Raw genomic sequence first — 7,808 nt, 5'->3', positions numbered from 1 at the left:
GATAAAGGTGTTAGTGCGTCTGAAATATAACGGAGTTTGTGTTAAGGAGAGGTGGGGTGGGCTAACAACGCATGATGATTTTTTATTTATCTTTATGTTTTATAATGAATTTTAAATTCTTCTTCTTTTTCTTTTTTAACATAAAAACAATACCTTTTGTGAAGGTATTCAGCAATATTAAATTTTATAAAAATCATTTGAAGTATTGTGTTATTAGGCTATAAAAATTTTTTAAACAAAGAATATATTCTTGTTGTGGTATTTATTGCTATTGATAAGCGTCAGACACAGAGAATATATTTTCGAGGCATGCATGAGATATGAATATTGACCAGCTTCATACTGAGAAGCTGGTCACAAAAAATGTCTATTATCGGCCTGCATTTTTCATAATGCGTGCTTTATCCAGTTGCCACTCACGTTCTTTAAGATCGGAACGTTTATCATGTTGTTTTTTACCTTTCGCCACGCCGATCTTCACTTTGCACCAGGCATTTTTCCAGTACAGAGAAAGCGCGACGACAGTATAACCTTCACGATTAATACGGCCATACAGCGAATCAAGCTCACGCTGATTTAACAACAGTTTGCGGGTTCGGGTTGGGTCGCATACGACATGTGTCGAGGCGACCGCCATCGGCGTAAAGTTTGCGCCAAACAGCCAAGCCTCGCCATCTTTGAGGATAACGTAACTGTCGCCGATATTGGCTTTTCCTGCGCGCAGAGATTTTACTTCCCAGCCTTGCAGGGCGAGACCAGCCTCGAACTCTTCTTCGATAAAGTATTCGTGCCGGGCGCGCTTATTCAGCGCGATGGTGGCTGAGCCCGGTTTATGTGCTTTTTTCTTCGTCATAAGTGTCGTGAATTCATAGGTAATCTGATATCGAAAACACCCCATTACGTCCTGATGAGGTGCAAAAATCTATCTTAGCATGAGTTGGGCTATGCACGCACAATTAAGGCATGACGGTTGGGGACAGCATTTTTTTTACTCGCTGATAAGTGGTATTATTTACACGATTTATGTTGATGGGAATTGCTATGCCTCAGATTAGTCGGACTGCTTTAGTCCCCTACAGTGCGGAACAGATGTATCAGTTAGTGAATGACGTGCAATCGTATCCCCAGTTTTTGCCTGGGTGTGTTGGTAGTCGCGTCCTGGAGTCATCGCCAGCACAGATGACGGCGGCTGTTGACGTGTCGAAGGCGGGTATCAGCAAGACGTTTACGACGCGTAATCAGCTAACGCGTAACCAGAGCATTCTGATGCATCTGGTGGATGGCCCCTTTAAAAAGCTGATCGGCGGCTGGAAATTTACCCCGCTCAGCCCCGAGGCGTGCCGTATTGAGTTTCAGCTTGATTTTGAGTTTACCAATAAACTCATTGAGCTGGCGTTTGGTCGTGTATTCAAAGAGTTAGCGTCAAACATGGTGCAGGCGTTTACGGTTCGCGCCAAAGAGGTTTACCGTGCCGGATAAACTTGTGGTTGAAGTGGCTTATGCGCTGCCGGAAAAGCAGTATTTGCAGCGCGTAACGCTGGAAGAGGGCGCGACGGTCGAGGAGGCGATTCGCGCTTCCGGCTTGCTGGAGTTGCGCACGGATATCGATCTGGCGAAAAATAAAGTGGGTATCTACAGTCGTCCGGTAAAACTCACCGATACGGTGCAGGATGGCGATCGGGTTGAAATTTACCGTCCTTTAATCGCCGATCCAAAGGCATTACGCCGCCAGCGCGCCGAAAAATCGGCTGGCAGATAATTAGACTCTTTTGCCGGATAACGGTGTGAAAGCCGTACCACACATGAAGCACAGGTGTGCCTGTAAGCCAGATAAGCGTAGCGCCATCAGGCAAACTCGTACCAAATGGCGGGGGAGAGGTTTGCAGGCCTGATGAACGTAACATCATCAGGCGGTATCACAAAATTACTTCGTCAACGCCGGTTTGTTATCAATATTGGTTAACACGCCGCTGCTGTTAAAGGTGAGCGTCAGAGTCTGCTGCGTCACGTTCTCATGTCCTGGCTGCTGGCGGAAGACATAAAACCAGGTGTTCGTACCAAAAGGATCGGACATCATCGGCGTGCCTAAAGTATACGCAACCTGTTGTTGCGTCATACCAACACGCACTTTGGCGACATCCGTAGGTGTAAGATAGTTCCCCTGATTGATGTCAGGTCGGTAAACCACTCGCTCCAGAGTGGAACAGCCTGCGGTCAACATCAGGAGTACTGCTGCGGCAGCAGTCAGCGTTTTACAGCGCATAGTGATTGGGTTCCTTTTCGGGCCTGAGCAGTACGTGGCTCATATTAATATGCCGATGATAATAGACCTTTCATCACTTTAAAACCTTTTGCTGTCGGGTCTTACGGCGTTTTTGTTGTGAACTCAGACCTTCGGGAGGTAAAAAAGTTTACGCCGCCAGCAGTTCTTTTGCGTTTGCCAGCGTATTACGCGTAACTTCACTTCCTCCCAACAGGCGGGCCAGTTCCTGTAAACGCGCACGTTTATCCAACGGTTGCATATGGGTTTCGGTCATTGCCCCGTCTGTTTCTTTACTGACAAAGAAGTGCTGGTGACCGCACCCGGCTACCTGTGGCAGGTGAGTGACGCACATCACCTGAGTGGATTCGCCAAGCTGACGCAGGAGTTTACCGACCACGGCGGCGGTTGGGCCGCTGATGCCAACATCGACCTCGTCAAAAATTAGCGCCGGCGTTTCCATTTTGCGCGCGGTAATCACCTGAATAGCCAGCGCAATGCGCGACAGTTCACCGCCAGACGCGACTTTAGCGATAGGCTGCAGCGGCTGACCTGGGTTTGTCGTCACTTTAAACTCCACGCGATCGGCGCCGTCGTTGCTCAGATGATGCTCATCAAATTTCACGTCGATAGTAAACAGACCGTGCGGCATCGAAAGTAAATGCATACTTTCAGTGATCAACTGCCCCAGCTCCTGAGCGTAAAACTGACGCTGTTGATGCAGCGCTTGCGCCGTTTCCAGCGCTTGTTGGTGATGCTTATTAACCGCCAGCGTCAGCGTTTCCAGCGAATCGGCCTGATCGTCGAGCTGCTGCTGTTCTTCGAGCAGTGACTGATAAAGCTGCGGCAGCGCTTCCGGGCTGACGTGATGTTTTCGCGCCAGCGAAATTTGTTTAGCGATGCGCTGTTCAAGTTCAAACAGGCGATTGGGGTCTAAATCCAGACGCTCGCAATAGTGGCGTAATTCATCGCTGGCTTCGGTGAGTTGGATAGTGGCTTCTTCCAGCATATCCAGGATGCCGGAAAGCTTGCTGTCCATACCCACCAGCTCGCTAACCAGTTGTTTTGCGCTATATAACTGGCTTTGCAGGTTAACGTCTTCGCCGTCCGCGAGTAGCGCCAGAGCGTTCTGGCTGGTCGTAAGCAACTGCCCGCTGTTGGCCAGCCGTTTGTACTCTTCGTCAATTTGCTCGAATTCGCCGGCCTGCGGATTAAAGTCGTTCAACTCTTTTAACTGATATTGCAGCAGTTCCGCGCGCGCGGCGCGTTCCTGGCTTTGTTGTTGGTGATGGGCGAGATCGCGGCAGCTTTGATGCCATAATTGGTAGCGGGCAGCCATCTGCTGCGCTAAAGCGGCTTCGTTGGCATAGCTATCCAGCAGCGATTTTTGCTGTTCGGGTTTGGTAAGCTGCTGGTGCGCATGTTGACCGTGAATTTGAATCAGCAACTGACCGAGCTCGCGTAATTGAGACAGGGGCACAGCGGTGCCGTTAATAAAGCCCCGTGAGCGACCATCGCTGCTGATAACGCGGCGAAGTAAGCATTCGCGCCCTTCTTCAAGCTGGTTTTCTTCCAGCCAGCGCAATGCCGCAGGCGTGTCTTTCAGTGCAAAGCGGGCACACAAATCGGCGCGGGTTGCTCCGGTACGGACCATATCGGCCTCAGCGCGACCGCCCAGACACAGACCCAGGGCATCAATCGCAATAGATTTACCCGCGCCGGTTTCACCAGTAATGACGGTCATTCCGCTCTGAAAATCGATCTCAAGCTCACGAACGATAGCAAAATTGCTGATGGTCAGTTGCGCCAACATAGCTGTTTTCCTGTATGAAAAACCATGACTGTAATTAAATACAGTATAAACTGGTTTTTTATACAGTAAAGAGGCTAACGTAAAATTAGAATAATTTTTTTGACCAACCGAGTTTTGTGCTTAATGTATTGAAATAGCTATAGTCTTTGGGATGTATCAGGTTGAGGTGGTAGTCGCAGCGGCGAATTAGCACATCTTCTCCTTCCTGAATAGGCAGCGCTATCTGGCTGTCGCAGCTAATTTCCAGATCGCTACGGCGATGCGAAAAACGCAGACGAATCGTGCTACTGCTGTTAATGACTAACGGGCGCGCCGACAAGGTATGCGGGAACATCGGCACCAGGGTGATGGCATCCAGTGAAGGGGTCAGAATAGGGCCGCCTGCGGAGAGCGAATAGGCGGTGGAGCCGGTCGGCGTAGAAATGATCAGACCATCAGACCGCTGTGAAAAAGCGAAGGTTTCATCAATATAAACCTCGAATTCGATCATATGCGCCACTTTTCCCGGATGCAGCACCACTTCATTAATGGCTGTGCTGATACGCTTCTGGCGATCCTGTTGGCAGACCTGCGCTTCCAGCAGAAAACGTTTTTCGGAGATATAGCGCCCTTCCAGCACATCAGATAATTGTTGCAGGGCGTTGTCCGGATCGAGATCGGTCAGGAAGCCAAGATTACCGCGGTTAATGCCAATCACATTGATGTCATAACGCGCCAGCGTACGCGCTGCGCCAAGCATATTACCGTCGCCGCCCACGACTACCGCCAGATCCGCCTGTTGACCAATTTCCGCCAGCGTACCGGTTGGTACATTTTTTAGCTGTAATTCGTGGGCGATTTGTTGCTCCACAATGACCTCATAACCCTGATCGCATAGCCAACGGTAGAGCATTTCATGTGTCGTGAGTGCGGTGGGATGACGCGGATGCCCCACAATGCCGATACACTTGAAATGATTATTCATTTTTCTGAGGTCCTTGTAGCGAAGATTGATGACAATGTGAGTACTTCCCTTGAAACCCTGAATCTGATCCCCATAATAAGCGAAGTTAGCGAGATGAATGCGAAAAAAACGCGGAGAAATTCATGAGTAGTAAAGAACAGAAAACGCCTGAGGGGCAAGCCCCGGAAGAAATTATCATGGATCAGCACGAAGAGGTTGAGGCAGTTGAACCAAACGATTCTGCTGAGCAGGTGGATCCGCGCGATGAAAAAATTGCGAATCTGGAAGTTCAGCTTGCAGAAGCCCAGACTCGCGAACGCGACACCGTGTTGCGTATCAAAGCGGAAATGGAAAACCTGCGCCGTCGTACTGAACAGGATATCGAAAAAGCGCATAAATTCGCTCTCGAGAAGTTCGTCAACGAATTGCTGCCGGTAATCGATAGCCTGGATCGCGCGCTGGAAGTCGCAGACAAAGCCAATCCGGATATGGCGGCAATGGTCGAAGGGATTGAGCTGACGCTGAAGTCTATGCTGGATGTGGTGCGTAAGTTCGGCGTGGAAGTGATTGCTGAGACCAACGTGCCGCTGGACCCGAACGTGCATCAGGCGATTGCGATGGTGGAGTCGGAAGAGGTTCCGGCAGGCAATGTGCTGGGTATTATGCAGAAAGGCTATACGCTGAACGGTCGTACCATTCGCGCGGCGATGGTGACTGTAGCGAAGGCGAAGTAAAAGTCTGATGGCCGATGTAAAGTCGGCCATTTTTTTAGCTTAAAAAATCCTGTACTTCGAGCCATGGAGTGTCGAAGTCAGCTATTTGTTCGTACTCATCCATAGGTAAAACAAATATATTATAGGCATCAGTGCTTTCATTGAGACTGGCTATCTGAAAGCCACGTTCGTTGAGCTGGCTTTGAATGCGCTCAAATATCTCATCGACGTAACGGTCGCCTTTTTTGCAGACTTTGCCTATTTCATCATATCTGGTGAGTGCCAGTAGTCGCGTTTTTAGTTCATCTGTACTGGCAAAATCTTTTGTCAGGTCATAATAACGATTGGCCGCAAAAGTGGCGAGCAGACCTTCTTCACCATCCCCCTTGTAATCGATTTCTTCAATAACGCCTTCAGTACGTAGAACCTGCATGAATGCCTGTAACAATGCACGATTGTCTAAATCACCGCCACTGCAATCAAGCACTTCCACCATCCCGTAGTCATCGTCCTCGTCGTCTTCAAAACTGGCAGGATCGCTGGCGAGGCGGGAGACGATATTGGGCCATAAATCTGGCGTTTCCTTTAAGAAAATGCTGGCCAGCTTTTTTAAATATTCAGCAAACGCCAGATCCCATTCAACAACGTAATCATCGTACATAGTATGGTTTTCCTTTCCATTAATAAGTTTTTATTGTGTCACTATTCCGGAGAGGAGATGAATGAATAAGATCTTAATTAACAAGGAAAACGGCAAACCATTGGCTGCCGTTTTAAGAAAGGAGGAGGGTTATTCAAGAATACTCTCGCGCAGCGGTTTTACCGGTACAACCTTTACCTGCTTAATCATATTTTCCTGTACATCAAGAATATCGATATCGTACTGCTCAATGCGCACGCGCGTACCAGCAACCGGAATTTCCTCCAGCGCCTCCAGAATCACCCCGTTGACGGTGCGCGCGTCATCTTCCGGCAGGTGCCAGTTAAACGCTTTATTGATTTCCCGGACGTTGGCGGTACCGTCAATAATGACCGAACCGTCGTTTTGCGGCGTGACCTCTTCCGCCAGTGTTGGCGACATCGATGTGGTGAAGTCGCCAACGATCTCTTCGAGAATATCTTCCACGGTGACCAGCCCCTGGATATCGCCATATTCGTTGACGACCAGTCCGACTTTCTTTTTATTGCGCTGAAATTTGATCAGTTGCGTACTGAGCGGCGTACCTTCCGGGACGTAATAGATTTCATCGGCGGCGCGCAGCATCATCTCTTTGGTGAACTCTTTTTTCTCGGCCATTAACCGCCAGGCTTCACGCACGCGCAGCATACTGATGGCGTCATCCAGCGAATCGCGATAGAGCACAATGCGTCCGTGCGGCGAGTGGGTGAGCTGCCGCTCGATAGACTTCCAGTCGTCATTGATATCGATTCCGATAATTTCATTACGCGGCACCATGATGTCATCCACGCTGACCTTTTCCAGGTCGAGAACCGACAGCAGCATATCCTGATTGCGGCGAGAGATTTGCGAACGGGATTCATGCACGATAGTGCGTAATTCCTCTTTGCTTAACGACCCGCTGACCACGATGTCCGTTTTAATTCCCATCAGACGCATCAGTAGGCGGGTGATGGTGTTAAGTAACCACACCAGCGGCATCATCAGTATCTGTAACGGCGCCAGCAGGAAGCTGCTGGGATAGGCCACTTTTTCCGGATAGAGCGCGGCGATAGTTTTGGGCAGGACTTCGGCAAAAACTAACACGACAAACGTCAGTACCCCGGTGGCGATAGCCACGCCAGCGTCGCCGTAAAGCCGCATACCCACAATCGTGCCGAGCGCCGAGGCAAGAATGTTGACCAGGTTATTGCCGATCAGCACCAGGCTTATCAGTCGGTCGGGTTTACGCAGTAATTTTTCTACCCGTTTTGCCGAGCGATTACCTTGCTTCGCCATATGGCGTAAACGGTAACGGTTTAGCGTCATCATTCCAGTTTCGGAACCGGAAAAATAGGCCGAGATGACCACCATGATGATTAATATGATAATCAGCGTGGTGGTGGAGATGTGTTCCAGGG

The 7,808-nt window shown here is 49.5% G+C and carries 9 protein-coding genes; 3 read left to right on the top strand and 6 right to left on the bottom strand.

Features of this window, described 5'->3' with window-relative positions:
- Positions 1 to 370 precede the first annotated feature (370 nt).
- Positions 371 to 853, bottom strand: coding sequence for an SsrA-binding protein SmpB (gene smpB / locus NAZ64_RS04100; protein WP_001518569.1), 483 nt, complete (start codon positions 851 to 853; stop codon positions 371 to 373).
- A 188-nt stretch (positions 854 to 1,041) separates the two neighbouring features.
- Here smpB and NAZ64_RS04095 point away from each other — a divergent pair, with 188 nt between their 5' ends.
- Together NAZ64_RS04095 and NAZ64_RS04090 are read left to right on the top strand one after the other, a co-directional pair.
- Positions 1,042 to 1,479: a type II toxin-antitoxin system RatA family toxin gene (locus tag NAZ64_RS04095; RefSeq protein ID WP_001543334.1), complete on the top strand. Its 438-nt coding sequence runs from the start codon at positions 1,042 to 1,044 to the stop codon at positions 1,477 to 1,479.
- Positions 1,469 to 1,759 (top strand): RnfH family protein, encoded by a 291-nt coding sequence (locus tag NAZ64_RS04090; RefSeq protein WP_001112990.1) that lies wholly within the window; start codon positions 1,469 to 1,471, stop codon positions 1,757 to 1,759. The genes NAZ64_RS04095 and NAZ64_RS04090 overlap by 11 nt, the downstream gene beginning before the upstream one ends.
- A 165-nt stretch (positions 1,760 to 1,924) precedes the next feature.
- Here NAZ64_RS04090 and bamE read toward each other — a convergent pair whose 3' ends face one another.
- The 3 genes from bamE to nadK form a co-directional block, all read right to left on the bottom strand.
- Positions 1,925 to 2,263 (bottom strand): outer membrane protein assembly factor BamE, encoded by a 339-nt coding sequence (bamE, locus tag NAZ64_RS04085; RefSeq protein ID WP_131046461.1) that lies wholly within the window; start codon positions 2,261 to 2,263, stop codon positions 1,925 to 1,927.
- Between the two features lie 148 nt (positions 2,264 to 2,411).
- On the bottom strand, positions 2,412 to 4,073 hold the full coding sequence (gene recN / locus NAZ64_RS04080) for a DNA repair protein RecN (protein ID WP_000880965.1): 1,662 nt from the start codon (positions 4,071 to 4,073) through the stop codon (positions 2,412 to 2,414).
- 85 nt (positions 4,074 to 4,158) lie between these two features.
- Positions 4,159 to 5,037, bottom strand: a complete 879-nt coding sequence (gene nadK / locus NAZ64_RS04075) for an NAD(+) kinase (RefSeq protein ID WP_001059155.1) — start codon at positions 5,035 to 5,037, stop codon at positions 4,159 to 4,161.
- 122 nt (positions 5,038 to 5,159) lie between these two features.
- On the opposite strand from nadK, the gene grpE reads away from it, so the two are divergent.
- Positions 5,160 to 5,750, top strand: a complete 591-nt coding sequence (grpE, locus tag NAZ64_RS04070; RefSeq protein ID WP_001518875.1) for a nucleotide exchange factor GrpE — start codon at positions 5,160 to 5,162, stop codon at positions 5,748 to 5,750.
- Positions 5,751 to 5,784: 34 nt separating this feature from the next.
- Here the strand turns inward: grpE and NAZ64_RS04065 are convergent, their stop codons facing one another.
- The gene (locus tag NAZ64_RS04065; protein WP_220569693.1) at positions 5,785 to 6,390 is read right to left on the bottom strand and encodes a DUF6630 family protein; all 606 of its coding nucleotides are present in this window, start codon (positions 6,388 to 6,390) and stop codon (positions 5,785 to 5,787) included.
- A gap of 129 nt (positions 6,391 to 6,519) precedes the next feature.
- Positions 6,520 to 7,806 carry an HlyC/CorC family transporter gene (locus NAZ64_RS04060; protein ID WP_127908301.1) on the bottom strand — a complete coding sequence of 429 codons (1,287 nt, stop codon included), beginning with the start codon at positions 7,804 to 7,806 and terminating at the stop codon, positions 6,520 to 6,522.
- Positions 7,807 to 7,808 lie beyond the last annotated feature (2 nt).

This window comes from Salmonella sp. A1325 (assembly GCF_056991255.1).
This window is presented reverse-complemented; position numbering and strand designations above follow the sequence as displayed.